This window comes from Candidatus Chloroploca mongolica, from assembly GCF_004762035.2.
GTDB classification, from domain to species: domain Bacteria; phylum Chloroflexota; class Chloroflexia; order Chloroflexales; family Chloroflexaceae; genus Chloroploca; species Chloroploca mongolica.
In genome coordinates this window covers 39,419-65,353 of record NZ_SIJK02000024.1, presented here as the reverse complement: position 1 = coordinate 65,353, position 25,935 = coordinate 39,419, and the positions used below count along the sequence as shown (strand labels likewise).

The 25,935-nt window shown below is 57.5% G+C and carries 22 protein-coding genes and 1 pseudogene; 18 read left to right on the top strand and 5 right to left on the bottom strand.

What is annotated here, in order from left to right:
* Positions 1-63: 63 nt before the first annotated feature.
* Positions 64-1,539: a sugar transferase gene (locus tag EYB53_RS14050; protein ID WP_135478962.1), complete on the top strand. Its 1,476-nt coding sequence runs from the start codon at positions 64-66 to the stop codon at positions 1,537-1,539.
* 11 nt (positions 1,540-1,550) lie between these two features.
* On the top strand, positions 1,551-2,576 hold the full coding sequence (locus EYB53_RS14045) for a Gfo/Idh/MocA family protein (protein WP_135478960.1): 1,026 nt from the start codon (positions 1,551-1,553) through the stop codon (positions 2,574-2,576).
* Between the two features lie 60 nt (positions 2,577-2,636).
* Here the strand turns inward: EYB53_RS14045 and EYB53_RS14040 are convergent, their stop codons facing one another.
* Positions 2,637-3,326 (bottom strand): response regulator transcription factor, encoded by a 690-nt coding sequence (locus EYB53_RS14040; protein WP_135478958.1) that lies wholly within the window; start codon positions 3,324-3,326, stop codon positions 2,637-2,639.
* A gap of 724 nt (positions 3,327-4,050) precedes the next feature.
* On the opposite strand from EYB53_RS14040, the gene EYB53_RS14035 reads away from it, so the two are divergent.
* Together EYB53_RS14035 and EYB53_RS14030 are read left to right on the top strand one after the other, a co-directional pair.
* The gene (locus EYB53_RS14035) at positions 4,051-4,500 is read left to right on the top strand and encodes an Hsp20/alpha crystallin family protein (RefSeq protein WP_135478955.1); all 450 of its coding nucleotides are present in this window, start codon (positions 4,051-4,053) and stop codon (positions 4,498-4,500) included.
* A 381-nt stretch (positions 4,501-4,881) separates the two neighbouring features.
* Entirely contained in the window at positions 4,882-5,238 is a 357-nt protein-coding gene (locus tag EYB53_RS14030; protein WP_135478952.1) for a hypothetical protein, read from the top strand.
* Between the two features lie 45 nt (positions 5,239-5,283).
* Here the strand turns inward: EYB53_RS14030 and EYB53_RS14025 are convergent, their stop codons facing one another.
* Positions 5,284-6,252, bottom strand: coding sequence for a thiamine pyrophosphate-dependent dehydrogenase E1 component subunit alpha (locus EYB53_RS14025; RefSeq protein WP_254151077.1), 969 nt, complete (start codon positions 6,250-6,252; stop codon positions 5,284-5,286).
* A 292-nt stretch (positions 6,253-6,544) separates the two neighbouring features.
* Here EYB53_RS14025 and EYB53_RS14020 point away from each other — a divergent pair, with 292 nt between their 5' ends.
* On the top strand, positions 6,545-7,243 hold the full coding sequence (locus tag EYB53_RS14020; RefSeq protein ID WP_135478950.1) for a hypothetical protein: 699 nt from the start codon (positions 6,545-6,547) through the stop codon (positions 7,241-7,243).
* A gap of 68 nt (positions 7,244-7,311) precedes the next feature.
* On the opposite strand, the pseudogene EYB53_RS25635 reads toward EYB53_RS14020, so the two are convergent.
* From EYB53_RS25635 to EYB53_RS14010, 3 genes and pseudogenes are all read right to left on the bottom strand, one after another.
* A pseudogene (locus tag EYB53_RS25635) lies at positions 7,312-7,638 on the bottom strand (redoxin domain-containing protein); the annotation flags it as partial.
* Positions 7,639-7,650: 12 nt separating this feature from the next.
* Complete coding sequence (locus EYB53_RS25630; RefSeq protein ID WP_254151075.1) at positions 7,651-7,896, bottom strand: peroxiredoxin family protein; 246 nt, start codon at positions 7,894-7,896, stop codon at positions 7,651-7,653.
* A 1-nt stretch (position 7,897) separates the two neighbouring features.
* Positions 7,898-8,359 carry an SRPBCC family protein gene (locus EYB53_RS14010; RefSeq protein ID WP_135478946.1) on the bottom strand — a complete coding sequence of 154 codons (462 nt, stop codon included), beginning with the start codon at positions 8,357-8,359 and terminating at the stop codon, positions 7,898-7,900.
* 668 nt (positions 8,360-9,027) lie between these two features.
* Here EYB53_RS14010 and EYB53_RS14005 point away from each other — a divergent pair.
* From EYB53_RS14005 to EYB53_RS13945, 13 genes are all read left to right on the top strand, one after another.
* Positions 9,028-9,636 carry a TadE/TadG family type IV pilus assembly protein gene (locus EYB53_RS14005; protein ID WP_135478943.1) on the top strand — a complete coding sequence of 203 codons (609 nt, stop codon included), beginning with the start codon at positions 9,028-9,030 and terminating at the stop codon, positions 9,634-9,636.
* Positions 9,637-9,657: 21 nt separating this feature from the next.
* Positions 9,658-10,329 carry a TadE family protein gene (locus EYB53_RS14000; protein WP_254151074.1) on the top strand — a complete coding sequence of 224 codons (672 nt, stop codon included), beginning with the start codon at positions 9,658-9,660 and terminating at the stop codon, positions 10,327-10,329.
* 79 nt (positions 10,330-10,408) lie between these two features.
* Complete coding sequence (locus EYB53_RS13995; RefSeq protein WP_135478941.1) at positions 10,409-13,309, top strand: Tad domain-containing protein; 2,901 nt, start codon at positions 10,409-10,411, stop codon at positions 13,307-13,309.
* Positions 13,310-13,448: 139 nt separating this feature from the next.
* Positions 13,449-16,133, top strand: coding sequence for a hypothetical protein (locus tag EYB53_RS13990; protein ID WP_135478939.1), 2,685 nt, complete (start codon positions 13,449-13,451; stop codon positions 16,131-16,133).
* 86 nt (positions 16,134-16,219) lie between these two features.
* The gene (cpaB, locus tag EYB53_RS13985) at positions 16,220-17,251 is read left to right on the top strand and encodes a Flp pilus assembly protein CpaB (RefSeq protein WP_135478937.1); all 1,032 of its coding nucleotides are present in this window, start codon (positions 16,220-16,222) and stop codon (positions 17,249-17,251) included.
* A 61-nt stretch (positions 17,252-17,312) separates the two neighbouring features.
* Entirely contained in the window at positions 17,313-18,602 is a 1,290-nt protein-coding gene (locus EYB53_RS13980) for a CpaE/TadZ family protein (protein ID WP_135478935.1), read from the top strand.
* A 10-nt stretch (positions 18,603-18,612) separates the two neighbouring features.
* Entirely contained in the window at positions 18,613-20,013 is a 1,401-nt protein-coding gene (locus EYB53_RS13975) for a TadA family conjugal transfer-associated ATPase (RefSeq protein WP_135478933.1), read from the top strand.
* An 81-nt stretch (positions 20,014-20,094) separates the two neighbouring features.
* Complete coding sequence (locus tag EYB53_RS13970; protein WP_135478930.1) at positions 20,095-21,090, top strand: type II secretion system F family protein; 996 nt, start codon at positions 20,095-20,097, stop codon at positions 21,088-21,090.
* 2 nt (positions 21,091-21,092) lie between these two features.
* Positions 21,093-22,010 carry a type II secretion system F family protein gene (locus tag EYB53_RS13965; protein WP_135478928.1) on the top strand — a complete coding sequence of 306 codons (918 nt, stop codon included), beginning with the start codon at positions 21,093-21,095 and terminating at the stop codon, positions 22,008-22,010.
* A gap of 3 nt (positions 22,011-22,013) precedes the next feature.
* The gene (locus EYB53_RS13960; RefSeq protein ID WP_135478926.1) at positions 22,014-22,379 is read left to right on the top strand and encodes a DUF192 domain-containing protein; all 366 of its coding nucleotides are present in this window, start codon (positions 22,014-22,016) and stop codon (positions 22,377-22,379) included.
* Positions 22,379-24,505: a protein O-mannosyl-transferase family gene (locus EYB53_RS13955; RefSeq protein WP_135478924.1), complete on the top strand. Its 2,127-nt coding sequence runs from the start codon at positions 22,379-22,381 to the stop codon at positions 24,503-24,505. The genes EYB53_RS13960 and EYB53_RS13955 overlap by 1 nt, the downstream gene beginning before the upstream one ends.
* A gap of 12 nt (positions 24,506-24,517) precedes the next feature.
* Positions 24,518-25,300 (top strand): glycosyltransferase family 2 protein, encoded by a 783-nt coding sequence (locus EYB53_RS13950; RefSeq protein WP_135478922.1) that lies wholly within the window; start codon positions 24,518-24,520, stop codon positions 25,298-25,300.
* Entirely contained in the window at positions 25,294-25,926 is a 633-nt protein-coding gene (locus EYB53_RS13945; RefSeq protein WP_135478920.1) for an HDIG domain-containing metalloprotein, read from the top strand. The genes EYB53_RS13950 and EYB53_RS13945 overlap by 7 nt, the downstream gene beginning before the upstream one ends.
* Positions 25,927-25,935 lie beyond the last annotated feature (9 nt).

Sequence of the window (25,935 nt, the reverse complement as noted above, 5' to 3'; positions counted from 1 at the left end):
CTTCGCAAACACGAGCCGATGGTGTTTTGATGGTTTAAGGAATAATGCAGCGAAGAGGTTTCTATGAGCATCCCGACCATTGACCGCGTGGCACAACGCCGCCTCCAGAACGATCCCAGTATCTGGCGCGATCGCTGGCCCACAATGCTCACGATCCTGGCCATAGGGGATATCATTGCCCTGATCGCAGCGTTTATGCTGGCGTATCTCCTGCGCTTTTATACCAACTGGCCGATCTTCAACGAAGGTTCCAGTGAACCCCAATTTTACGCGACCTTGATGCTCGCCCTCGTACCTTCGTGGATTGCCCTCTTTGCGCTCTATGGGCTCTACAAGCCGCACTATCTGGGTGGTGGTACCCAAGAGTATACCAAAGTCTTTAATGCCTGTACCCTCGGGATGTTGCTGGTGATTATTCTCACCTTCCTCGTCCCCAATGTCGTCGTCGCCCGCGCCTGGCTCTTGCTCGCCTGGCTTGCGTCCGTCAGCCTCACGATCCTCTGGCGCTTCAGTGCCCGCCGTGGGATGTACCAGCTGCGGCGCCAGGGCTGGCTCACCGAGCGTGTCGTTGTGCTCGGGGCCAACGCCGAAGGCCGCGCCGTGGCAACGCAACTCAAGGCCGCTCCCATCGCAGGCTCTCACATCGTGGGCTTTGTCGACGATGAACTCGCTGTCGGCACCGAAGTCTTGCCCGATGTCTATGTCCTCGGTAGTAGTACGACATTCCAACAGGTTGTCCTCCAGCATCGCGCCGATGCAGTCATTATCGCTGATACAAATCTGGTGCGCGAACGCATGTCCCTCGTCCAGGGGGCTATCGAAACCCTCAGTCAACTGAATGTGCATCTCTCACCGGGGCTTTTCGATCTCCTTACCATCGGGGTTCAGGTGCGCGAGCAGGCGAACGTGCCCCTGCTTACCCTCAACAAGACCCGCATTACGGGCCTGCACGCCTTCAGCAAGGCGATCCTCGATCGCGGTGGGGCGTTGGCCGCCCTGATCATCTTTAGTCCGCTGCTGCTGCTCATTGCCCTACTTGTTCGGCTCGATAGTCCAGGTGCGATTATTCATCGCCGCCGCGTGATGGGCGTCGGCAATCGTACCTTCGCTGCCTTCAAGTTCCGCAGCATGTATGTCGATGGCAATGCCCGCCTCACCCCTGAACAGCAGCAGGAACTGGCAACCAGTGGCAAGCTCAAAGAAGATCCACGGGTCACGCGCCTTGGTCATTTTTTGCGCCGCACCAGCCTCGATGAATTACCCCAACTCGTCAATGTCTTGCTTGGTCAGATGAGCCTGGTTGGTCCCCGCATGATCACCCAGGACGAACTGCACCACTTCGGACGCTGGCAGCACAATCTTTTGATGGTGCGCCCCGGGCTCACCGGTCTCTGGCAGATCAGTGGCCGCAGCAACCTTGGCTACGAAGACCGCGTTCGTCTTGATATGCACTATATCCGCAATTACTCGATCTGGCTCGATCTCTACATTATTTTTCGTACAATCCCGATTGTCCTCAACGGACACGGTGCTTACTAAAGGAGGGTGGGATGACGAGACGACTTCGCGCTGGGGTGATCGGGGTGGGGAGTATGGGGCGCAATCATGCCCGCGCCTACGCAGGCATGGAAGAGGTTGACCTCGTCGCCGTGTGTGATGCTAGCACCGAGATCGTGAGCAAGATTGCCCACACCTATCGCTGTGCCGCCTATACCGATTTCCGGTTGATGCTTGCACAGATGGATCTCGACCTCGTTTCAATTGTTGTCCCGACCAAGCACCATTATCGTGTTGCCGCTGAGGTGATTGATTATGGTGTGTCCGTCTTGATCGAAAAACCGATCGCCGCCACTGTCGAAGAGGGCTATGCCCTTGTTGACGCCGCCCGCCGCCGCGGGGTGACCCTCACCGTCGGTCATATCGAGCGCTTCAATCCTGCGATCATTTCCCTCAAACAACAAATTGATGACCACGAAATTGGCAATGTGTTCCAGATCTCGGCTCGTCGGGTCGGCCCCTTTCCTGCCCGCATTGAAGATGTTGGCGTCGTGATTGACCTGGCTACCCACGAGGTCGATATCCTCAACTATCTCATCGGATCACCCATTGTGCGTATGCACGTCGAACTCCATCGCCATGTCCATCAGACCCACGAGGATATGCTGTCCGCCGTGCTGCGTTTTGAAAATGGGGTGGTCGGGATGCTCGATATTAACTGGTTGACCCCGACCAAAATCCGTGAATTGAGTGTGGTGGGTGAACGGGGGATGTTTGTCGCGAATTATCTGACCCAGGATCTCACCTTCTACGAGAATGACGCCTGTCAGGGCAAGGCCTGGCCCGAATTGGCGCTGATCGGCGTCAGCGAAGGCCGGAGCATTCGCCAGAAGGTGCAGCGCCGCGAGCCGCTCGTTGAAGAACTCCGCAGCTTCTGCGAAGCCGTACGCACCGGTAATCCCCCTGTCGTCAGCGGTGAAGCCGGCATTGCCGCCCTCGCCATCGCCAACCAGATCATCGCCGCAGGCAATGCCGGACGCTCTCAGCTTGGCCTGCTCGAACGTGCCGTAGGAATCTAAAAAACTGGCGCACGCGGCCTACCGCGTGCGCCAGTTTTTTTCGCTCAAAATGTGTTTGTTTTATGGATGATAACTGTACCCAAGATCCCGCACCCGCACAATGTGCTTGGGCTTCACTGGATTTGGCTCGATCTTGCGACGCAATCGCCCGATGTAGACGGGCACAAGATTGCTCTCGGTGATATCTTCCATCCCCCAGATCTTCTGGAGCAACTGGCGTGAACTCAAGACACAACGAGCATTCTGCACAAGATAATAGAGCAGTTGAAATTCTCGCTCGGTCAAAAGCTCTTCGCGATTGTCGCCAATCACGACCCGGCGCTGTACGGGATCAAGGCGCAACTCGCCGACCGAGATCGGCTGGTAGGTTGAAAAGAGCCGGATGCTTTCATCACCATACCGGCGCATCACCGCTTCAATCCGCGCTAATAACTCGTGTGGATTGTATGGCGTGGGCAAGACATCGTCAGCACCCATCTTCAATGCCATCACTCGTTCGGCAACCGGGCAATTTTCAGCTGTGTAAATGATCGGGATGTGATACTGTGAACGCAATTTCTGGCAAAGACTCACACCACCAATGTCGGGACAATGCTCATCAAGCAGGATCAAATCAATGTTGCCACGATCAAGAATGTGTTCAGCTTGATATGCAGTTGCCGCATGCTCAACACTATAACCCACTTCTTCGAGCAGGAAGCGAGTCATTTTTGACTGCATCAACTCGCCGCTGGTAATTAAAATTCGCACGGTTGTCCCCCTGAATCTGCCTCTACATAAAAATACTCGACAGCTCTCGGTGAACTTGCGTCAGATCAGGTTGCTCGCTATGAGGACAGCAAGGCTGAGCACTGGATACCGCTTTTGCTCAACGGTACGCTCCGTGGCCCCTGTGCTTGAATGAACATCTCTCGACTTGAATAACGATCCTTCGATGAATATAGTAGCCCTCTGCACCAGACATGTCAACGTTTTGAAAAAGTTAATATCCTTACATTGAGGTGAAAAGGTGGGTTAAGATAAACACCTTTTCACCTAAGGTTAAATAATTTTTACGTTTTGCACTATACTGCCGATGCGACATCAGCCACCATTTTCCCCCATCAGAACGCCATAAAACGGCATTTCCTCAAACAATACTCTCAGGCTATGATAAAAATAGCGTTGAGATCTTCGCTCAGAAGAGAGCCCCAGCCAAGCCTGAAACAACCCGAACGAATGATCTTTCTGTCAAGATAACAATTTACTCATAACGCCAGTTTGCCTCTTGCTTTTGCTCAACCCAAGCTAGCGGTTTAGGGCTGCGACCCATGCGCAAGCAAGGCAAGCGCACGCTAACATCGCTCTAATATCCCACCGATGCTCATCTAACACTCGTAGCCTATAGTAAGCACAACAAAATTATCTATCGTCCTTGCCCAACTGAAGAAGCGAACAAACAAAAGATAGCAATGCAATGATAAGGAGGTTACCTATGGCTACGTTGACCCGGTGGGATCCTGTGCAAGAGGCGGTGACCCTGCGTGAGGCGATGAATCGTCTGTTTGAAGAGAGTGTTGTGCCTGGGGTGGTTGCACGCACCGGCAATGGCGGCACCTTCGCGATGCACCTGGATCTGAGTGAGACTGCCGATGCCTATTTCATCGAGGCCGCTGTGCCTGGGATGAAGGCTGAGGATCTAGCGATTACCTTCGAGAATGGGGCGTTGACCTTGAGTGGCGAGATCAAGCAGAGCGAAGCGAGCAAAGAGCGCAACTATCATCGCATCGAGCGTCGCTATGGCCGCTTTACCCGCAGCATTACCCTGCCAACAACAGTGCGCGGCGATAACATCACCGCCCACCTCGAAAACGGTGTGCTCCACCTCAACATCCCCAAAGCCGAAGAGGTCAAGCCGCGCCGCATCAGTATCAACGTCAACTAGGCACCAAGCACAAGCCAACGGGTGTAGGGCCGCAAGGATCCTACACCCCAAAGGGTTTCACCTGCTCTGAGCATGGGCCTGATCGGGGCACCCCTCGCGGGTGCCCCGATCAGGCCCGGCGGCACCCGCGAGTAGGGGCCCCCGCGAGTAGGGGCCCCCGCGCGGGGTGCCCCTACTCGCGGGGGCCCCGATCAGGCCCGGCGTACGGGCACCCCGCGCGGGGGCCCCGATCAGCCCGGCGTACGGGCACCCCTCGCGGGTGCCCCGATCAGCCCGGCGTACGGGCACCTAAGGGGCGAGCCTTGCTCGCCCCTCTCTTGTGCCATTCCTCTCTACATGCGGTATCATAGGGACAGTCGTGTGTATCATCCGGAGAACCCTATGAATCCACAGCAACAAGAGGCTTTGCTCTATCTACGCCGTTTACTCGAAACACCCGAAAGTGACCCCGCTGAGATCGCTGGCAGCTACGTAACCGTGATTAGTGAACAGTTACTGCTCTTTGCGGCCCAATCCTACAAGCGTGATGGCATCGGGGTCATCGAGATTGACCTCCGTGGCATTGACCTCCGCACCGCCACGGGCACCGCCCCCATCGCCTACTATCCCGCCGATGCCGGCTCAGATGAGTGGCCTCCCAATCTCGAAGCGATCCTCAACGACTACGACCCCGCCCACGAAGCCGTTGTCCTGCTCTTCCAGGATCGTGCCGTCGCTCAGATCTTTGTCCTTGGCTAGGCTTCATTATGCGTAGGCAAACGATGCGTCAGATACATCGCCTGCCTACGCATATACCCCCTCACGTACATCGGCCCCTTCAGGATACGGCGATGCTTCCGCAAACGCCTGAGCGTCATCCAACTCGACCTCAATCCGTTCCAGTACCTCGGCGAGACGTGCATCATCAAGCAAGCCTCGCGCCCGTAGCGTGGCCTCAAAGCGCATAATGGGATCACGCTCGGCCCACGTTTGCAGCAATTCTTTGGGCACATACGCCATGTTGTCGTGAATGGCGTGCCCACGCATCCGCATCGTCTTGCCTTCGATCAACGTCGGCCCGCCACCCGCCCGCGCACGCTCAACCGCCTCATACACGACTGCATAGACTGCCTCGAAATCGTTGCCATCAACAATCTGCCCAGGCATGCCATAACCCGCTGCCCGCTCGGCAATATGCTCGATGCGCATCTGCCGCGCGAGCGGCGTCGAGTAGGCGTACTGGTTGTTCTCACAGATAAAAACCACCGGTACCTGAAAGACCGAGGCCCAGTTGAGCGCCTCATGCGCTACGCCTTGACTCGCACTGCCATCACCAAAAAAGGCCATGGCAACCCGCGGCTCGCTTTTCAGCTTGAAGGCATGGGCGACCCCAACAATGACCGGGGTCGAGGCAGGCAAGTGGCTAATAAAACCGATGAGCCCCAGGCTCAAATCGCCCATCCCATGCAGATTCGCATCACGCCCCCGACTTACCCCAGTCCTCCGCCCAAGAAACTGCGCCACAATCCGTCGTGGCGTCAACCCACGCACCAGGTATGTGCCAAGGTCACGATGCATCGGCGCACAGACATCCTCAGGCCCAAGCGCCATCCCCGCCGCGACACTCAACGCCTCGTGCCCGATCTGCGAGAAGTAGCCCCCGACAATCTTGCTCTGCTTGTGCAAAAAGGTTCCTCGGTCATCCAATGCCCGCGTCAGCCGCATCCAGTAGTGCGCCTCAATCAGCTTGTCAGCCGTCAGTTCCATATGCATCGTCGCTCCCTCGCTCACACGGCCGGGGCGGCCCGGTCCACCTCCCTCTATTGTAGGCCCACTTGACCCTTTCTGCCAACCCGCCAACCCCCGTTACCTTCCCTTTCACCAGGGTAGGGGCGAGGACGTTCCGTCCTCGCCCCTACCCTGGTTGTCAATTCTCCCTCTTTCTTCCAGATCTCTCCACCAGATTCTCCCGACTCTGTACTACAATCAACTTGCAGAATCGTGTGACATATATACAATAGGGTGTACGTAAAAGTGTCTGCCACAAAGGAGCGGAGCGGAGACGATGCAAGATCAATACACAGTAATTCTGGGCTTGCAGGACTACATGACGGTTATCTTTTCGGCCATCGGTCTGATCATTTTGACCCGGATGATGATCCAGATGGATCGTTCAATTGGGCGCATGGCAACCATCGGTGCCATCTTAATCGTCTTCGGCGGGATCCTCAAAGCCACAGGCAAGCTGATCATCGCGGCCACTGGTACCGAGATCAGCTGGATGTACCATGGCCTCTTTCCCTTGATCGCCCCTGGTTTTACTATTTTTGCCTGGTCGCTCTATCAGGTACGCCGCATGCTCCGCGAACAGCCCCCCCTCAAGAGTCCCTGGATGGTGCCCGCCATTGTGATCGGGCTCTTTGTCGTCTTCTCCGCCGTTATCGGTCAGGCTGGCGGCCCGTGGCGCGTGCCCCTGATTTTGCTGGCCTCGATTGGCAATATCGGGATGCTGATCATGCTCATCCTCGCCGCCTGGGGCCGCAAGATGTGGACAACCGGCGCACTCTTCCTGACCACGATGCTTGTGGTGCTGCTGATGTCCCAGATGGCGAATATGACCTTCGATACTATCGCGATCGTCTGGTTCGAGCAGATTAGCCAGACCATCGCTCAGGCCCTCTTCGCCCTCGGCGCATGGCAGTATAGCCAGGCTATCGAGACCAGCTACATTCGTCGTATGGTCGTTAGCCCGGCAGCATTCTAAATCCTTCAGTCATTCTGTGGGCAGCAAAAAAGCCAGCTATGCTGGCTTTTTTGCTGCCTAACAAACGGCTATTTTCCAGACAATTGATCCAGGATCGAGAGCAGGGTCTCAGGTGTCGGCGGCGTAAAGACGACCGAGAGCGGGGCAACCCAACTCCACCGAATGATACCTTCGGGATCAATCACAAAGGTACTCGGCAACGGCACCCCCATTGCCGAACCCATGCCATAGCGATGAAAAACCGACCAATCGCCATCACTCAACACCGGGTACGTGGCATTCAGCGTCTCAGCAACAAAGCTCGTCATCTCAAGCTCGGTACTGCTTACGACCAATAATTCGGCCCCCCGCGCAACGAATTCACTATGAGCTTCCCGCAAAGCATCCAGCTGCGGCGCACAATGCGGTCAGAAGAAACGATCACTCACAATGCGTGACAGGTTCAGTACCACCGGACGACCGCGCAGCGCACTCAACGTGACCGTTCGTCCATACTCAATCTGCAGTTCACCCTCAGGGCCTGTGACCATCTTTGCGTACGGCAGGGTGAAATCAGGTGCCAGTTCACCTACCTGCGGTACTCCTTTAGGCCCACGGGGCTGAATGAATTCCCGGCGCCATTTGCCGGTCATCGGAATAAACGGACGTGCCATCCTAGCCTCCTTGCTCTTCGCAAACCTGCTTGAGCCGTTGCATCTGTACCCGCGCATCCCAGCCCATCAGTGGCCCCACCGTCGCTGGCCAGACGACATCAATCACCGGAATACGCAGCTGATATTCAATGCGATTTTGAATCAATGTATGCTCAGGGTCTTGCTGCGGCATCCAGTGCCACGCATCAAAACCTTCCCAGAACCCATCAAACGCCCACAGGATCAGTCCGGGCCGACGCTCGTGGACAACATACGAAGCCTGCAACAAACGTCCAAGCCCACTCAACGTCAACTGCCACCGTGTCCCCTGGTCAAACGTCCAGATCCCATCGACCGGCTCAAAGCGCACCGCCCCAGACATCCAACGCAACATCGGGTCGCGCTCAGTCATCACCGCTTCAACCCGCTCTATCGGCGCACGCACAACCACAAACTCTTCCAACAAATGCGTTCGCTCTATCATACCACTCCATCGCTATCTTTTTTCTTTTTGCATCCTCTTACACCCAGTATACCCCCAAATCTGTGCATTGTCCACCTTTTGCACAGGCCCGCCCCGTACAGGCACGGCGGCGCCGTGCCCCCGTCGCGCGTCCTTGTCACCCCGAGTACCAAGTGGCCCGCGGGCCAGTGGTGCCGAGAGCAACCAGTGTGTTGCACCGGCCCACCCATGTCACCCCGAACGGAGTGAGGGGTCTTCCATGACGATCAGTGCAGATTCCTCACTGCGCTCCGCTGCGTTCGGAATGACAGAGGACACACTGGAACTGACAACACGGTTTGTTTCTTAGGAGCGCAGCGAGGGGTCTTCTATGCACCGATGCACCGCAGCGAAGATTCCTCACTCCGTTCGGAATGACATGGCTGGCGTTGCCCCGCCCCGCCGCCCTCGCCGCCCCGCCGTACGGACACGGCCCCGCCGTGCCCCCGCCCCGCCGCCCCGCCGCCCCCCGTACGGGCACGCCGCCGCCGTGCCCCCGCCCCGCCGCCCCGTGCCGCCGTTGGGGCGCGGCGACGCCGTTGGGGCGCGGCGACGCCCCGCCCCAACACGGTACCATTAGACTATTGAGCATCTCCTTGCCCTAGAGCTATAATAAGGCTGGGCGAGAAGACCCTGCACGGAGGCCGATCATGGAGCATACGCAGAACAAAGAAGGGCAATCCATCGTCGAGATGGCCTTGATGCTTCCGATCCTCTTGATCGTCATCTTTGGCATCATCGAGTTTGGCTGGCTGATCTTTGCCTATTCGACCATCTCGCAGGCTGCCCGCAATGGTGCCGAAGTGGCCGCCCAGCTGCCTCCGCACGAGGCATGGTTGAACCAGAATCCTGATGGCTTCAATCAAGACCCGGATGTCTGGGCACCGCGCAGCATTCGCTCGGATAACTGTGTCAATGCTGTCTATGTGGCGATTGAGTCACAGCTAACCCTGCTTGGCATGGGGGTCAACGAACAAGACGCTGTCGCCCAGGCTCAGTATGTGACCATTCGTTATCCCAATGGCGGCACTACCCGTAACCTGGCTTCGCGTGGGCCAATTGAGATCTCGATCACCTACCCGGTCAATAGCTTGACCCCTCTCTTTGGCTTGCTCGGCATGAACGATGGGGTGACGATGCGAGTGACCCAGCGTCGCTCGCTCGAAAATCTTGGGCGTGATCCCACGCGTCAGATTGGGGTCGCCTGTGCCGCCGATCAGACCGAGTGGGTGCGGATCAATCCTGATCCTACGCCATAAATAATGTTGTGAGCAAGTGCTATGAAAAAGTTGATCACATCCTTCATGCTGAAGGCAAGGCCACAAGGTGAGACCAGGGTTGCGCCTACTCACCCGACATTGCCCAGACACCACCCAAAGCAATGGGGCCAGGCCGTCGTCGAGTTTGCCCTTGCCTCAACGATGATCTTCTTTCTGCTGGCCGCCGTCGTTGACCTGGGCTTGATCTACTTTACCATGCAAGCCCTGCGCGTCGCCGCCCAGGAGGGTGCCGTCTATGGCAGTTATCCGCACGCGGTCAAAGATGGCAATGGCAATATTACCCAGCTTGTCTTCCCCTATACCGAAATTGCGCGACGCGTCTACGGGGCCGCAGGGGATCAGGGGAACGGCTTTGCTAATCTGCGCGACCTCGATGGCAATGGGGTTGATGATTTGACGCAGAATTTGCATGCCAATGTTGCTACCAACGCAAACGGCTACATTTATGTCGAAAACCTGTCCGGCTTTGACACGAACGATCTGCGGCCTTCCTGTGTGGGCAATGTGCGTGGCCGTGATCTGCAGGCCGGCGGGCGCGGGTGCTGGATCCGCGTCACCGTACGGTACGAATACAGCTTTTTCTTCCCCTTTGCCCCGGTCTTTGGCAATACTGTGCGCTTGCAGGCGTCACACTTGATGCCGATACGCAGCCAGTACTATACAACACCCTAGCCTTGCCCCTGCACCGAAAGCTCTGGCTAAGGCAGTTCAAAGCAAAAATCAAGATGATGGTAGATGGAGGATCAGGATCATGGAAACAAGAATCCAAATGTATCGTAGGCGAACGTTAGGCCAAAGCATCCCGCTGATCGCCCTCATGATCGTGGTGCTTGTAGCCATGGTCGGGCTCTCGGTGGATGTTGGCAATACCTTTTCGCAAGAGCGCCGGGTTGTCGCGGCAGCCAATGCCTCGTCGATCGCAGGCATGAATTTTGTCTTCAATAGTCGCGCCGGTGATACCAGCGCAATGGTCTATAACGAGATCCTTCAGGTGCTGACTGCCAATGGCATTGACGTGGCACCCTATGGGCAAACACCAGACAGCAATCAGGTGCAATTGGCGGCTGTCTATCTCGATAAAGATGGGCGGGCCATTGCCGGGGCTTCGTCGATCACGCCTGATAATGCCAATGCGATCCCGACAAATGATGTTGCCTTTATCCAGGTGCGCCTCGAAGGTCAGGTTGATACCTACTTTGCCCGCGTCGTTGGGCGCAACGATCTGCCTATCGGGGCCAGTGCCTATGCCGGCAAGTGCCCAATAGGCCAGGGCGTCTACCCATTTGCGATTGACCGTATGACCTTGACCGATGACTTGGGCCAGTTCAGGCAAGTGGATGATGTAAACTGGCGCGTCATTCCCAGTGGGCCTTTTGCCACCTATACAGCACGGCGCATCTATCCAAAAGATAATGATAGCCCTGGCAACTTCGGCTTCTTGCGCTGGAAGGAAGCCAATAAGAGCGCCGTCGACGCCGAAAACAGTCTCCGTGGATTTGGCAATCTTAGCAATGGTTTTGAAGAGGCTCCCTTGCCTTCAGGGGTGGTGGATGTCAACTATCCCGCACTCCCTGGTATCCTCAGCCCTGGTGACTGGGTCTGGGGCTCGACCGGGATGATGGTTGGCAAAGCCTGGGACGCAATGCAGGAACATCAGGCCCTTGGCACCAGGATGATCCTGCCACTTTATAATCCTCCGGCCGCTGACAATGGGGCTAATTCCCGCTATAACGTGACCGGCTTCGGGGTCTTTGTGATCCTCGCCTCAGACAACAAAGGTAAGAATAATACCTATTTCGACCTCGTCTACCTTGGGCAGGAAGATGCGTTGCTCGGGGCATGTTCGTTTAGCCCGGTACCACCCAACGAGGAGGATTGCTGTGAGGTATGGGGCGATGTGGCGCTGACGCCGGCCTATCAGAACCGGCCCACCGACTACAATCCGATCCAGTGGGTGATTGTGCTCGACCAGTCTGGCTCGATGAGTGCCAATTTCAATGGGCAGTGCGATATTGGCGGTGGCGGCAATATCTATTCCAACCAGGGGCCACTGACGGTGGATGGCGTGCCCCAACCCTCGGTCTTTACCCAGTGTACCAACGGGCCGGTCTATACCCGCCCTAATGGATCAACCATTGATGGTAATGCTGAGACTGATGGTACCGGCGCATCACGCTACTGGCGAGAATATACCCAACGCCGGATGTTTATTGCCAAACAGGCCATCCAGCAACTCATTAATACGGCCTACTTTGACACGGACGATCCCGCCCGTCCGCCCGATCAGTTTGCCTACGTCTGGTATACAGGCGAGGTTAGTCGCGATGGCAATGCCTTCATCTTCAAGCGTAGTGATGGAACCTATGTTGGCAAGAGTGGCACCCCAAATGGCTCGCAGGCCTACTTCAGCAGCAATAAGAACGTGCTGAAAAAGGAGATTGACGGGCACTCCACCGGTACCATTGACGTACCAGAGCGCGATACGACCCATCCGATCTTTGGCCCTGACAAGATCCTCAAGCGTTATGTCAGCAATGGCGGCACCAACGGCACTGCGGGCCTCTTCCGGGCCTCGCGCGTGCTACGTGCGTCTGATCCAACCGTGACCTGGCAGGGCAAAGAATTCACCTATCTGCGCGTGGTGCTCTTTATCACCGACGGTGTATCGAATCAATTCTTTAATCAAAACGCGAGCAACTATCACGCCTTCAGTTCGCCGGGCACATATGGAGCCGATACATGGGGCCAGGGGCGTCCAGGCGCAGTGGAAGGCAGCCACCGGGCATTCTGCCGGGGTCTCGCGACAAAACAACTCATTGATACGGCGATCTGCCATACGAATAGCGGCGGAGGTACCTACTTTGATGGGACGACACTCCATAATCGTCCGATCAATCAGTCAATCTCGGTCAGCAATGCCGAGCTCAAAGGTACCGTGACCGATACGCGCAATATCCCTGATGATCGCAAAGCACGAACGATTGTCTACGCTGTGGGCATTTCGCCCCTCAACCAGGTGTACGGTGGCTTAAGCAGTGGGCAGATTGCTTCGGATCCGATCAATGGCTTCGAGACTGGCTATGTGGTCTCAACCCTTGAAACCGATCCGGTGACGGGCAAGAACAACCTCGATATCCTCTTCGAGTCAATTGGCCGTCAGGTGCAGGATCTTGCCTGTGTTCCCCGTGAAGGCGATGTGCGTACCGATATGACCCAGGCGAATCTCTCGCCGGATCTGCGCTTTACCCTCTCGGGCGGTCGGGAGTTCGGGTGGCCGACGGTGGGCTTTGTCACGCTCACCCCGACCGAGGGCGGCAGCGGTGGCGCACTGGTGACCGAAATCAAGGTGAACGAGGCCACCAACCAGCTCTACTATCGCTTTACTGATCGCGTGCGTCCCGGTACCTATACCTTGAATGCATGGCTCTTGTATCGCGATCCCAGCGATCAAGATCCCAATCCGTTGCCCCGTCGCTATGATGTGCTCTGGGATGGTGTGACGGCCCAACCAAATACAACCCTGCAAGTCTCGGCGCGCACCCAGGTGGGCAGTTTCAAACCGGCAACCCAGTTTGACCTCCATATGCGCTTCCCATCCACCACCGAGGTCAATGTCTGCCAGGATAATAACCCACGTTCGTGGCAGCCATAAATGTGAGCAAGCAAGCCCGGCCTGGTCGGGTGGGTACCTGCGATGTTGATGGGGAGGGTTATTCCTCCCCTCCCCCCTTCTCCTCACAGACAACTCTCACGTATCTCCCGCTTAATCCGTAGTCCATAGGAGTCCCCTCATGCCTCACCGATCCCGTGTCCGGCCTGGCCCTTCACTCGCATGGATCACTCTCTTGCTCACTGTCTTGCTGATCGTGCTGATTCCTGGCGGCCAGGCCGGAGCCGCTGTCACAATCTTTACCGAAATGCTTGACAATAGTCAGGGCGATTTCGCCCGAGGCACCGTTCAGCGTACCTCGATCAGCGCCGATGTGCAGTCACCTCCTGGCACCGATAAAGAAGGGGCCGTCTTGCTGACGCCCATTGGGTTGCTCAATAAGTGGAGCCGCGACTCGCAAACGCTGCCCACCCCGGGTGTCCAGGGCCACGGCGTGGCAGCCCTCGGCAACCGGATCTATACGCTTGCTGGCAGCCAGGGCTCACTCCAGGCCAGTACAACCATCAATTCCGTCTTCTGGGCAACCATCGATCAAGCCAACGGCTTTGTCGTTGCGCACGGCTATACTGACGAGACCCTGCCAGCAGGGGCGACCAGTGCCAACGATTTTTTCCTCGATGACCCTTTGCCCCCGGCCGTGGTGCTCACCGCTGATGAATGTGGTGGGCGAGTGCAGACCCTTGCCCCACGCAGCGATGCTACCGCAGCCGCGCTCGAGGTGCCAGCGGGCAGCAACACCGGGTATCTCTATGCGATTGGCGGCTTTATCCGGGCTACCCAGTGTTCGCAGAGCAATCTGACCACCCCGCTGGTGCAGATTGGCACGGTGACCGCTGATGGCAATGTTACCTGGACCGCCAACGACGCGGGAGTCGGCTTTATGCTGCCGAGTCCACCGATTGTCGACGAAGGCCCGCCCGCCCTTGGCGACCGGCAACTCGGGGTTGCCGATGCCGCCGCAGTGATCGTGCGGACATCGAGTGATAATGCGTTTTTGTATGTCACCGGCGGCTTGATGGTCGCCACCAATCTTCCCGACCTCACCACGGCAGCCGTCTTCTATGCCAAAATTGATCCGACCACGGGCAGGCTCAGGCATCCCGAGACGAACGCCACCGATAACCCATGGGTACGCACCGGCAATATGCCCGTTGTGCCACCAAGTGGCTTTGCCGGCACGCCAGGCCTCTTTGATCATAGCGCGATGACCTCGCGGATCACCGTCGTTGAGGATGGGGTAACGGTGACACGTGATGCCATCTTCATTGCAGGTGGCTATGTCAATCCCGCCCGCACTTTCCGCAATGAGTATGTCTACCGCGCCCTCGTTGATCCCGACACCGGTGCATTGACCTGGAGTCAGCGGCCCAATCTCGCTAATCGCCTGGTCAATACCGAGGGTGTTGCGCGCACAGGGCTTTCGGGCTTTGCCTATAACAACCGCCTCTATGTCGTTGGCGGGACAACCACCAGCGCCACCACTTCAGCTCTCGACTCGATCACCTCGGCGATCCACGATGATCTCTTTGATCTCCAGACGATCACCGAAGAGAGTACCGAGTATTTCATCGGCAATAACAATCCCGCTAATCCGCTGCTCGATCCGCTTGCCAATGCTGGCATTGTGCTTGTGCCCGCCCGCTACCCCGAGGACGTGCAAGCCCCCGCCGGGGCCGGCACGGCTTGGGCCATTTCACTCGGGGGCCGTGATCGCAGTGGCAATACCAGTGGGGTGCTCTGGCGTGGTTCAATCGGGGGGCTCGCTGAAGCAAATGCAACCCGCCGCAGCGTCGAGGGGTCATACTATTCGCGCTTTTTTGATATCCGCATCGATAGTGACGAGTCAACCGCAGCCGATGGTGCCGCCCGCGTGCTCGCCCTCAACTGGACCACTGAGATCGACCGGTCGCGCAACCCCACCGCCGATCTGATCATCGAGTTTCGCCGGGTACGGCGCGCTGATGCACGCTGTGATGAAGGCGCGTTCCCAGCCAATACCCCCTGGGTACAACTCGATAGTGATCGCAGTTCGTCTTTCTTCTCGCAGTCTGGCAACAACCGCGTTGAATTAAAGGAGGTGTTTGGCGAAGAAAAATTCAATGCAACCTGCTTCCAGTATCGCGCCCTCTTGACCCAGAATGGACGCAATGCCGAAGGTGGCTTGATCCCGCCGATTGATATCACTGAAACGCCAAAACTGCTCAATATCAGCGTTGAGAAGACTATCCCCGGTGAACCCGATCTCTGGATCGAGCGCTTTGACGTCACCGTCACCGAACGTGGTCGTTTCGACGGCTTCGACCTCGCGATGAAGAACCTGCATCCTGACGGACGAAGCGAAACCGCGCTCGTCGGGGCCGACCTCTTCCCCGTGGTGCTCTGTGTGGCCTATAGCGAACTTGAACAGCCCGAGCCCGAGCTTGAGGTGCCAACTCTCCCCATTGAAAATGATGACGATAACCGCGTTGATTGCGCACCTGTCTACCGCTGGGTTAACCGACTCCAGACAACACCCGATGTCACGCTGGCCTTGAATACAGGCTGGTACTCAAACTACAATGCCCACCCGCTCTTGCCCGAGCTTGGCCAGGATCAACCACTCGCCGATCTTCGCACCCTCTTCGCGACGCCAGGCCACTATGCCGTGGCCGCCCTGATTGACCCCTTCAATCTGGTTGCCGAAGGCGGCCTCGGCAAGACCAATAATCGCGGCGAAAACCTGACCGAGGGCGACACGACGCCGTTGATCCGTCGGTTCACAATCCTGTCAACCAACAGGCTCTACCTGCCCACAGTGGTAAGGTAATGGTTAAAGGCATATGCTATAATGATAGACAGGCATGCGGTCAGTGCATCTGCGCGACCGCTCCTGAATAGGAAGGATACCCCGCTATGAAGCGTGGTGGCGTGCTCATCTTACTCATTGCCTTGATCTTAATCGTTGGTGGGGCAGCCGCATTTTTCTTTCTGCAACCAGGAGGAAGTAGCCTGCTTGGCGTTGGCCCCGAGGTGCCGACGATCATCGCCGAGCCAACGGCCATCCCCGAAGTTGATGTGGTACGAGCTCGGGTTGATATTCCCGCCAATACGGTCATTAACGATCTGGCCGCCCTCGAGGTCATCGCGATCCCGCAGACCGAATTTGTGGAACGCCAGGATATTTCGACCCCCGGTGAAGTCATCGGCCAACTGACGATGCGGGCGTTTCGCGCTGGCGAGCGCATTCCGCGCAGTGCGCTGACGGAACCAGGGCTCTCCCAACAAATTCCAACCGCCGAACCCGATCGCCCCGCCGATAAAGCCTATCCCTTCCTGGTCAATAACCTCTCGGGGGTCGCTGATCAGATCAAACCCGGCGATTTTGTCGATGTGGTGGCAACGTTCACGATTACCCGCCGTGAACGTGAGCCAGTCCTGATCCCCCCCACAGAACCTGGCGGAGCGCCACAACTGGTCTTCCAGGATAACCAGCAGCAACTCCCGAGCACCAAGACGATTATTCAACGCGCTCAGGTGCTGCGCATTGTCCGTCCTGCACCCCCACCAGCTGATGGTACCCCGGCCCCCGAAGGCGAAACTGATCAAGAGATTGTTGCGGTCGAGGATATCAACAATCCGGTCGTTCCGCCAGAAAGTGCTGCCGCAGGCACGCTTACCCCAGGGTTCTGGACCCTCGTGCTGGCGCTGAATAATCAAGAAGCTGAGTTGATGGAACTGGCGATTTCAACGCAGGCGCGCCTGGTGCTTGTCCTCCGTGGGGCTGGCGATGATGCCGTCGAACAGACGATCGGGGCGACCCTGGATCTGCTAACGGCTGAGTTTGGGGTGCCCTTGCCCGAGTCACTGCCGCCACGCGTCTATAGCCAGGAAGAACTCGAAACGCCCGATCCGACGCGGACGCCAGCACCTGTACGCGTCCCATAAGCTCTGCACCTCCAGTTGAGGAGTGCGCTGTGAACGCCTGATAACCAGTGAGGAGAGACCAATGGCCGAGGGTGAAAAGATCCGCGTGCTGATTGTCGACGATATTGTTGACACACGCGAACAACTCGAGAAGTTGCTCTTCTTCGAAAAAGATATTGAGGTTGTTGGTAAAGCAAGTAGCGGCCGTGAGGCCATTGCGATGGCGGGTCAACTGCACCCCAACGTCATCCTCATGGATATCAATATGCCCGATATGGACGGGATCGCCGCCACTGAAGCGATCATGAATAAAGATCCGGCGATCCAGGTCATCATCATGAGTGTGCAGGGCGAAACAGATTATCTGCGCCGGGCGATGCTCGCCGGGGCACGAGAGTTCCTGACCAAGCCCATCAGTGCCGATGACCTCTATAAGTCCATTCGCCACGTCCATAAACTGGCCGCCACCCGCCCCAAGACAGTCAATCTGGCCGAGAGCGGGGCCGTGAATACGCCCCAGCGTGGGGTCGAACTTGGGCAAATCATCGCGGTCTTTAGCCCCAAAGGCGGCGTGGGCACCTCGGTCGTCGCCGCCAATCTTGCCATTGCGATCCGCCAGCTTACCAGTAAAAAGGTGGCCCTGGTTGATGCCAATGCCATCTTTGGTGATCTGGCAGTCATCCTCAATCTGCGTTCGGATAAAACGATCATCGATCTTGCCCAACGGACGGATGAGCTTGATGAAGAACTGCTCGAAGATGTGCTCGCTACGCATACCTCCCAGATCAAGGTGTTACTTGCCCCACCTGATCCCCAACGCGGTGAACTGGTCAATGCCGAGCATGTGCGTGCGATTCTTGAAGCCCTCCGGCGTTCGTTTGATTTTGTGATCGTTGATACCCCCGCGTCCTTTCAGGATCGATCCCTGGCCTCACTCGATCTGGCGACACGGATTGTGACGCTGATCACCCTCGAAATGCACTGCATCCGCGATCTTACCCTCTTCCTTGAAGTCGCCGATTTGCTGGGGTATCCACAAGAAAAGACGATGCTCGTGCTCAATAAAGCAACGAATCGCACCGGCATCAAGGCCGAAGATATCGAGAAGAGTCTCCAGCGCAAGGTGAGTCATCAAATTGGTGACGCCGGGCATGACGTGACCTTCTGGATCAACCAGGGGGTGCCCCTGATCATTAGCAAGCCCAATCACCAGTTTTCGCGTGATATCCTGAGTCTCGCCCGTGATCTGACTGCCGCCACACGCGCCACTGGTTCAAAAGGTACGCTGCCCAGCAAGGCGCTACCCGAGAAAGCTGGCAAAGCGGCTGAGAAACCCGCTCAGGGTGGGTTCTTTCGGTTTTTTAAGCGCTAGGAGGCGCTAGATGTCACTACTCAAACGACTAGGGGGCGCTCCTCCAACCAGTGAACTCGGGGCTGGCGCAGCCCCACCTGCCGCCCGCCCGGCCCAACCACTCACCAATACCCTTCGCCCGCATCAGGCGACGGTTGATGCTAGTTTTAATGAGTTGAAAACACGGGTGCAAACCCGCTTGATTAGTGAACTCGATCCGCGCATGGATCTGAGCAATAAAGCTCGCGTGCGCAAACAGGTCGAAGAGGCGTTTCAGGCGATCCTCGATGGCGAAAGCATTGTACTGACCAAGTCGGAACGCCAGCGTATGTTTGAGGCTATCGAGGCTGATATTATTGGACTGGGCCCGATTGAACCGTTGCTCGCTGATCCGGCCATCAGTGAAATTATGATCAATGGCCCGAAACAGATTTATGTAGAAAAAGCCGGTAAGCTTATCCATACTGATATTGCGTTTAGTAATGATGCCCACGTGATGCGCATTATTGACCGCATTGTCGCCCCCCTTGGACGCCGCGTGGATGAGTCGTCACCAATGGTCGATGCGCGTTTGCCCGATGGGTCACGCGTCAATGCAATTATTCGCCCCCTCGCCCTCAATGGCCCGACCGTGACGATCCGGAAGTTTCGCAAAGATAATCTGACGATCAGTGACCTCGTCCGCTTTGGCTCGATGAGCCAGGAGATGGGTGAGTTCCTGGCTGCCTGCGTCAAGTCGCGTACCAATATTGTCGTTTCGGGTGGTACTGGCTCAGGCAAGACGACCCTTCTGAATGTGCTCTCGTCGTTTATTCCCAATGATGAGCGCATTATTACCGTCGAAAATGCGGCTGAGTTGCAACTTCGTCAGGATCACGTGATTAGCCTTGAGTCACGCCCACCAAATGTTGAGGGACGCGGCGAGGTGACGATCCGTGACCTCGTGATTAACTGCCTCCGGATGCGGCCTGAACGCATTATTGTCGGTGAGTGTCGCGGCGGCGAGACCCTGGATATGCTGCAGGCGATGAATACCGGTCACGATGGCTCGATGACGACGCTGCACGCCAATACACCCAAAGACTCGATGGCTCGTATCGAGACGATGTGCCTGATGGCCGGGATGGATCTCCCCGCCCGCGCCATCCGTGAACAGATTGTCTCGGCTGTTCAGTTGATTGTCCAGCAATCCCGCCTCCAGGACGGCTCACGTAAGGTCACGCAGATCACCGAACTTTCTGGCATGGAGGGTGATGTGGTCGTGATGCAAGATATTTTTGTCTTTGAACAGACGGGCGTCGATGAAAAAGGCAAGATCGTGGGCATCTTGCGTCCCACCGGGGTACGTCCCAAATTTATTGAGAAGTTTGAGTCGATGAATATCTATCTCTCGCCAACAATCTTTGGCTCGAGTGATCGACTTAGTTTTTAAGGATCGAGAACCCGGTATCTGGCAGATGGGTGCCTCCGGGCAAGACCAGGTGTGTGGTTCTGCTATCCTGAGGAACATGGTATGGAGCGACTACTTTCGCCTGAGATGATGCCAATTACCCTCGGTGGCCTGGGCTTGCTGCTGGTATTGATCGTTGCTGGAGTTGTGGTGATGCTGCGCAGCGGCCAGGGCGATAGCGTCAGTTCACGCCTCGATGAGTTTGCCGGGCGTGGCGATCAATCAACCGATGAGGCAAATCCGCGTCAGGCCCTTGAACGCATTGATAAGGTTGTTGCCAAAAGCAAACAGGGGAGCAATACGGCACGTGACCTCGCCCGTGCTGACGTAAAGTTAACGGTGGCCGAGTTCTATATCACCAAAATCGGTACCGCGCTCCTTGGTGCAGGGATCGGCGCTTTTGTTGGTCGTGCAAACCCGATGGCAATGCTCGCGTCGGGGCTCGTCGGGGCCGTGCTGTTTTCCTTCCTGCCCAATCTCTATCTCGGGATGCGGATGAAGCGACGCCTCAAGGCCTTTAATGATCGCCTCGGTGATACGATCACCATGATGGCAAATGCCCTCCGCGGTGGTTATAGCTTTTTGCAAACCCTTGATATGGTCTCGAAAGAGGCCCCCTATCCCGTGAATGATGAGTTTCATCGGGTTGTCCAGGAGGTCGGGCTCGGACGCTCAACCGAAGAGGCGCTGACCAATCTGCAACGCCGGGTTCCCTCTGAAGACCTCGATTTGTTGATCACGGCGGTGAATATTCAGATGGAAGTGGGCGGTAATCTGGCTCAGATCCTCGATACGATCGGTCATACCATCCGTGAACGGGTACGGATCAAAGGTGAGATTAATACGCTGACAGCCCAGGGCCGCATCTCGGCCTGGGTGATTACCGGGTTGCCCGTTGGTCTGGCGATCTTTATTTCTACGGTCAACCCCGAATATATGGCCCCGATCTTTACCTTTGGCCTTCCGCCCGAAAACTGGTGCTGCTTGCCTGTGACATCAATGGTGATGATTGTGATCGGCTTCTTTGCAATTATGAAGATTATGGATATTGAGGTGTGATGATGAGTCCTATGATACTCTTGTTTGGGGTGCTTATCCTCGGCGGGATCGGGCTCATGGTGTTTGTACTGATAGGTTCCCGCCGCTCAGATGCGATTGAGGCACGCCTCAATCAGTTTACTGAACGGGCGATGACCCTCGAAGAGATGGAGCTCGAGCAACCCTTTAGCCAGCGGGTGATTCTGCCGGCTACCCGCGGTCTCTTGACCACGCTGGGCAAGTATGGGCCAAAACAGAGCATGGATCGGCTCAAGTTGAATTTGCAACTGGCCGGCAATCCAGGCAATATTACCCCGGCGATGTTTATCGGCCTGCGTGTCGCTCTGACGCTCGTGCTCGGCTTGATTATCATGGTCGTCTCATTCAGTACGATGGAGACGGGCCAGGCGATGCTCTATAGTGTCATTGGCTTTGTCCTGGGCTATATGTTGCCAGTGATGTGGCTGGGCCGCAAAATTACTGACCGCAAAAAGGCTATCCAGAAGGCAATGCCCGATGCACTTGATCTGCTCTGTATTAGCGTTGAAGCTGGCCTCGCTTTTGATCTTGCCCTCCAACGCGTTACGCAAAAATGGGACGATGAACTGAGCCGCGAGTTCAAACGGGTGCTGTCCGATGTTCGCCTCGGTCGTACACGCCGCGAGGCGCTGAAGGATCTCGCTGACCGCACCGGTGTCGAAGATGTCCAGACTTTTACCTCGGCGATCATTCAAGCCGATCAACTCGGTGTGTCGATGTCGAAGATTCTGCGCATCCAGGCCGATCAGATGCGCGTGAAACGGCGCCAACGCGCCGAGGCTCTGGCTCAACAGGCTCCGATCAAGATGCTCTTCCCGATGGTCTTTTTGATCTTCCCGGCCCTCTTTGTGGTGATCCTCGGGCCTGCCGTGCCACGCCTGTTGCAGTCCTTTGGTGGGTGAAGCGTGACCGTAGCCGTCTATAATCAAACGCGGGGTCTGCCGCTTGCGTTGGTCTGTACCGAGGCCCGTAGCTTTTTGGCGCGTGGCAAAGGCCTGATTGGGCACCCCGGCCTTGCGCCCGGTGAGGGGTTGCTGATTGTGCCTTGTTCGAGTGTGCATAGCTTTTTTATGCGCTTTCCGATTGATGTCGTCTTTGTCAATCGCCACGACCGTGTAGTGGGTCTGAGCAGTGCGCTGCCCCCTAATCGCCCCTTTGCTGGTGCCTGGAGGTCGCATTATGTGCTTGAACTGCCCGCTGGCATGATCGCTGCTACCGGTACCGCCCTTGGCGATCAGGTGCGCCTTGAACGACAGGATGCCGTGCCTTAATGCGAAGTTTTGCCCTCCTGACGTTCTGTTGTTGCGCGGCACTCTATGTGCTGACCCTCACCAATGTGCATACCTACGATGCGCTCTCGTATATCCTCGATGTCGAACGCAAGCCCTGGCAAGAGTTGTTCCATCCGCATCACCTCGCCTATGGCCCCCTCGGGGCATTGATCCACGCCGTTGCCGGGGGCCTGGGGTGGAGCGGTGGGGCCGAACGTTTGTTACAGTTGACCAATGCGCTGGCAGGGGCAATTGGGGTGACGCTCTTTGGGGTGCTGATAGGTCGCCTCATCGGTCGCGGTCAGTCGCAAACGTGGGCATGGCAACCAGCACTGCTCGGGGCGTTGCTGCTCGCGAGCAGTTTTGCCTATTGGTACTATGCGATTGAGGTCGAAGTCTATACGATTGCGGCGGTCTTCCTGATCGTTGCGCTCGCATTGATGCTCCGCGCAGCCCGTACGCCTGCCTCGCCAACCCTTGCCGCTGGCCTTGGCCTCGTCCAGGGGATGGCGGTGCTCTTTCATCAGACGAATGTGCTGCTGAGTGTGCCCGCTGGTCTTGCTTTAATCTACGGTTATGTCAAGCAAAAACAGGCCGGGCCGCCCAACTGGCGCGGCCTTCTTGTCACCCTGGTCAGTTATGGGCTGCCTCTGGCGCTGGTGGTTGGTGGGGCCTATCTGTGGGTTGGTCTGGGGGTCAGCGGGTTTCGCAACGCAGCCGATCTCTTTACCTGGGCCGCTGGTTATACCACCACCGGCTTCTGGGGGGGGCCCGTCGATCAGACGAAACTCAGCTTGCTGGGGCAGGGTCTGGCCGACACGATTGCCCAGCCAGGCGGGGCGATCCTGGGCCTGCTCCTCCTTGGCCTGCTGATCCTCCACCTGCGCCCGCTGCTCCGCACCGCACCGCCGGGGAGCCTGGTGATCGCCACGAGCTGGTTGCTGGTCTATGGGGCCTTTTTTCTCTGGTGGGAGCCGGACAATATCGAATTCTGGATCGCGAGCTTGCCACCGTTTTATTTGCTGCTCGTGCTGGCAACGCATCCTGCCCGCAACCAGCGAAGCTCGCAGGCTCCAGACGGGCGAGTACAGGTTCGCATGTGGGGGAACAGGCAAGCCTGGGAGCGAGGGCGTCCCGCCCTCGAAAACATTCCGAGGGCGGGACGCCCTCGCTCCCAGGAGAGGGGTCAACCGTTACGCTGGAGGCATCAACTCACCCAACTGCTCCTCCTCGGGATCGGGGTGACGATGCTTGGCCTCAACTGGGCAACCATCCAGCAACGTGGCGATGCGCAGCGTGATCTGCAACGCCTTGCCGCAACCACCCTGGGGAACCTTGCGGCCACGGGCGATCTGCTGGTCGTACCTGATGGCATCGCCGAACTCTATCTTCCCTTTTACGAACAGCACCCCAACGTAATCTCGCTGAATCAGGCGGTTGCGCTGACCAGCAATGACTGGCCTGCCGCGTGTGCGCTGATCCAGGAACGCATTGAGACTGCGCTCGCCAGCGGCTACGCCGTCTTCATTGCCGACGATGCAATTCATCCGCCCCCAGCGCCCCCCGATGAGCCACCGACACCCAGCGAACGGCTCGGGTTGGCCCCCGAAGAGGTAGCAGCCTGTTATGCGCCCTACCGCGAGGCCCTGCGCCCCCTTGAACTTGCCGCACCCCTGCCGAGGTACGGGGTGCTGGATGCAGCCCAGACCCTCGCGGAGGGGCCGGGCTGGGCTTTCTCCCGCCTAGAGTGGGGCTGGCAGGTACACAATGCAACCACAATCGGGCGCGACTCACCGGGCTGGCAGCTTGAGCCAGGTCTTGACCCAGCGCTGATCAGCCCGCCTATGCGCCTCGACACGGCAGCATTTGCAAACATCGAGATCACGATGGCCGCCACAACTGCCGCCCGCGACGCGCAACTCTTCTGGCTTGACGAGAACGGGCAGACCGACGAGGACCGTTCAATGCGCTGGACACTGATCGAGAGCGAAGAGTTCGCCACCTATCGGCTCGATCTTGCCGCTGCGCCTGGATGGCAGGGGATCATTACCGGCCTGCGGCTTGATCCCGTTGGCGTCGGTGACGGCGGGAGCATTGTGCTTGCGTCGATCCAATTGCAGCGCTGAAAAGGAGCAGCCATGCTGGCCGTGGTGATCATTGCCCGCGACGAAGAAGCGTATATCGAGACGTGCCTGAGCAGTGTGAGCGGCCTGGCCGACGAGTTGATCGTGCTGCTCGACGACCGCACCACTGACCGTACAGCGGAACGAGCGCAGCGGCACGGGGCACGGGTCGTCTGCGAAGCCTGGCGTGGCTTTCCAGCGCAACGCAACCGGGGCCTGGAACTCGCCAGTGCCCCCTGGGTGCTCTTCCTTGATGCCGACGAACTGGTCACACCCGCGCTCGCCGACGAACTGGTGGCGACCCTGCAGAACAAGCCAACGGCAGCGGGGTTCCGCCTGCCGCGCTACAATCGCTTCTTCGGTCAGATCCTGCAAGGCGGCGGCTGGTATCCCGACCACCAACTCCGCTTGCTCCGGCGGAGTGCGGCACACTTTGACGAAAGCCGCCTGGTGCATGAAGCGGCGAGCCTGGACGGAGCCATCACTTCAACGCACGAGCATCTCTGGCACGAAAATATCGAGCGCCTCGACGAATTGTGGCACAAACAGAGCCGCTACGCGCTCGCCGAAGCGCAGACCCTCTACCGACAGGGGCGCATCATGCGCTGGCGCAACCTGCTCGGGGCACCGGCACGCGAATTTTGGCGGCGCTATGGACAACTCGGAGGATGGCGTGATGGGCCAGTGGGCTTCTTGCTCTGTGCCACCATGGCATGGCACGAGCTCGTCACTTTTTTGCTATTATGGAGCCTGCACAACGCATGTGGGATCAAGAAGAAAGAGGATCATGTATGTTGAGTGAGCGTGCCCGAGCGACCCTGTACGAGTGGGTCAAGGCGGAGAGCCTGCGCAAACATTGCGAGGCCGTCGCGACGTGTATGGTTCATTTTGCCCACAAGACCGGGGAAGATGCCGATCTCTGGGAAGCGGTGGGCCTGATCCATGACATGGACTTCGAGCAATATCCGAGCATGCCCGAGGCAGGGCCAGCCACGACCGCGCTAGCCGAGGCCATGCTTGCTGGCGAGCCTCTGCCAACGACCCTGCCAGGGCACCCCTTTTACGGGGTCGCGCATCTGCGGGAGACGGGATGGAGTCAGGAAGTCTTGCGGGCCGTCTTGAGTCATGCCGACTACAGCGGCATCGAGCCAGTCTCGCCGCTGGAACGGACACTGTATGCGGTTGACGAATTGAGTGGGTTCGTCACCGCGGTAGCGCTGGTGCGCCCCGACAAAAACATCGCCAGCGTCGAAGTCTCATCGGTCAAGAAAAAGATGAAAGACAAAGCCTTTGCTGCCAAAGTGAGTCGTGACGGCATCCGCCACGGGGCCGACGTAATTGCAATGCCGCTCGACGACCTCATCGCCGAAGTCATTGCCGCACTGCGCAGCAACGCCACGCGCCTCGGCATTGGGGGGGTGTAAGGATGGTGC

Excerpts from the sequence above, each read along its gene's own strand:
- EYB53_RS14000 (WP_254151074.1), top strand. The coding sequence starts at position 9,658 with ATGAAAAAGTTGATCACATCCTTCATGCTGAAGGCAAGGCCACAAGGT.
- EYB53_RS13955 (WP_135478924.1), top strand. The coding sequence starts at position 22,379 with ATGCGAAGTTTTGCCCTCCTGACGTTCTGTTGTTGCGCGGCACTCTAT.
- EYB53_RS14045 (WP_135478960.1), top strand. The coding sequence starts at position 1,551 with ATGACGAGACGACTTCGCGCTGGGGTGATCGGGGTGGGGAGTATGGGG.
- cpaB (WP_135478937.1), top strand. The coding sequence starts at position 16,220 with ATGAAGCGTGGTGGCGTGCTCATCTTACTCATTGCCTTGATCTTAATC.
- EYB53_RS14010 (WP_135478946.1), bottom strand. The coding sequence starts at position 8,359 with ATGATAGAGCGAACGCATTTGTTGGAAGAGTTTGTGGTTGTGCGTGCG.
- EYB53_RS14035 (WP_135478955.1), top strand. The coding sequence starts at position 4,051 with ATGGCTACGTTGACCCGGTGGGATCCTGTGCAAGAGGCGGTGACCCTG.
- EYB53_RS14030 (WP_135478952.1), top strand. The coding sequence starts at position 4,882 with ATGAATCCACAGCAACAAGAGGCTTTGCTCTATCTACGCCGTTTACTC.
- EYB53_RS13980 (WP_135478935.1), top strand. The coding sequence starts at position 17,313 with ATGGCCGAGGGTGAAAAGATCCGCGTGCTGATTGTCGACGATATTGTT.
- EYB53_RS14050 (WP_135478962.1), top strand. The coding sequence starts at position 64 with ATGAGCATCCCGACCATTGACCGCGTGGCACAACGCCGCCTCCAGAAC.
- EYB53_RS13945 (WP_135478920.1), top strand. The coding sequence starts at position 25,294 with ATGTTGAGTGAGCGTGCCCGAGCGACCCTGTACGAGTGGGTCAAGGCG.
- EYB53_RS13965 (WP_135478928.1), top strand. The coding sequence starts at position 21,093 with ATGAGTCCTATGATACTCTTGTTTGGGGTGCTTATCCTCGGCGGGATC.
- EYB53_RS25630 (WP_254151075.1), bottom strand. The coding sequence starts at position 7,896 with ATGGCACGTCCGTTTATTCCGATGACCGGCAAATGGCGCCGGGAATTC.
- EYB53_RS14020 (WP_135478950.1), top strand. The coding sequence starts at position 6,545 with ATGCAAGATCAATACACAGTAATTCTGGGCTTGCAGGACTACATGACG.
- EYB53_RS14005 (WP_135478943.1), top strand. The coding sequence starts at position 9,028 with ATGGAGCATACGCAGAACAAAGAAGGGCAATCCATCGTCGAGATGGCC.
- EYB53_RS13995 (WP_135478941.1), top strand. The coding sequence starts at position 10,409 with ATGGAAACAAGAATCCAAATGTATCGTAGGCGAACGTTAGGCCAAAGC.
- EYB53_RS13950 (WP_135478922.1), top strand. The coding sequence starts at position 24,518 with ATGCTGGCCGTGGTGATCATTGCCCGCGACGAAGAAGCGTATATCGAG.
- EYB53_RS13970 (WP_135478930.1), top strand. The coding sequence starts at position 20,095 with ATGGAGCGACTACTTTCGCCTGAGATGATGCCAATTACCCTCGGTGGC.
- EYB53_RS14025 (WP_254151077.1), bottom strand. The coding sequence starts at position 6,252 with ATGCATATGGAACTGACGGCTGACAAGCTGATTGAGGCGCACTACTGG.
- EYB53_RS13975 (WP_135478933.1), top strand. The coding sequence starts at position 18,613 with ATGTCACTACTCAAACGACTAGGGGGCGCTCCTCCAACCAGTGAACTC.
- EYB53_RS13990 (WP_135478939.1), top strand. The coding sequence starts at position 13,449 with ATGCCTCACCGATCCCGTGTCCGGCCTGGCCCTTCACTCGCATGGATC.